The organism is Actinokineospora sp., from assembly GCF_050699995.1.
Taxonomy (GTDB): Bacteria; Actinomycetota; Actinomycetes; order Mycobacteriales; family Pseudonocardiaceae; genus Actinokineospora.
Window position 1 is genome coordinate 1 of record NZ_JBOHGC010000046.1, and the last position, 1,064, is coordinate 1,064.

Sequence of the window (1,064 nt, forward strand, 5' to 3'; positions counted from 1 at the left end):
GGCCGGGAGCGCGGCCGACACCAAGGAGTGCCCTTACTGCGCGGAGAAGATCAAGGCCCGGGCCACGGTCTGCCGCTTCTGCGGCAGGACCCTGTGACGGGATCGGTCGTCCCGAATCGGAGAGGAGCGGCGGCATGAGCGTCGGGAAGGTGGTGCAGATCATCGGTCCGGTGGTGGACGTGCAGTTCGCCGAGGAGAGCCTGCCGGGGGTGTATAACGCGGTGCGGATCACCAGCGAAGGCTTCGACGTGGCGTCGCCGATCGACGTCACGGCCGAGGTCGAGCAGCACCTGGGCGAAGGGCGGGTGCGCTGCGTGGCGATGGAGCCGACCGACGGCATGGTGCGCGGCATGCCGGCGACGGACACGGGCAAGCCGATCACGGTCCCGGTCGGCAAGGAGGTGCTGGGACGGGTGCTGAACGTCCTCGGCAAGCCGGTCGACAAGCTGGGGCCGGTGGAGGCGAAGCATCACATGCCGATCCACCGGGAGGCCCCGACCTTCGAGGAGCAGAACACCGAGCTGCAGATGTTCGAGACCGGCATCAAGGTCATCGACCTGCTGGAGCCCTACCTGAAGGGGGGCAAGACGGGGCTGTTCGGCGGCGCGGGGGTCGGCAAGACGGTGCTGATCATGGAGCTGATCCACAACGTCGCCCTGAAGCACGGCGGGGTGTCGGTCTTCTCCGGCGTGGGGGAGCGGACGCGCGAGGGGAACGACCTGTGGCTGGAGATGAAGGAGTCGGGGGTGATCAACAAGACCGCCCTGATCTACGGGCAGATGACCGAGCCGCCGGGGGCGCGGCTGCGGGTCGGCCTGTCCGGCCTGACGGTCGCCGAGTATTTCCGCGACTCCGAAGGGCAGGACGTGCTGCTGTTCATCGACAACATCTTCCGCTTCACGCAGGCGGGGTCGGAGGTGTCGGCGCTGCTGGGCCGCATGCCGTCGGCGGTCGGCTACCAGCCCACGCTGCAGACGGAGATGGGCGAGCTGCAGGAGCGGATCACGGCGACCAAGCGCGGCTCGATCACGTCCGTGCAGGCGATCTACGTGCCGGCCGACGAC

2 protein-coding genes are annotated in these 1,064 nt (G+C 68.6%); both read left to right on the forward strand.

Translation table 11 applies throughout. The annotated features are described in order from the left end of the window. Positions 1 to 97 (forward strand): zinc ribbon domain-containing protein (locus ACRDSQ_RS02650; protein ID WP_431418427.1); only part of this gene is annotated, 97 nt, incomplete at its 5' end. A 37-nt stretch (positions 98 to 134) separates the two neighbouring features. Further along, a partial coding sequence (atpD, locus tag ACRDSQ_RS02655; RefSeq protein WP_431418425.1) for a F0F1 ATP synthase subunit beta occupies positions 135 to 1,064 on the forward strand: 930 nt, incomplete at its 3' end.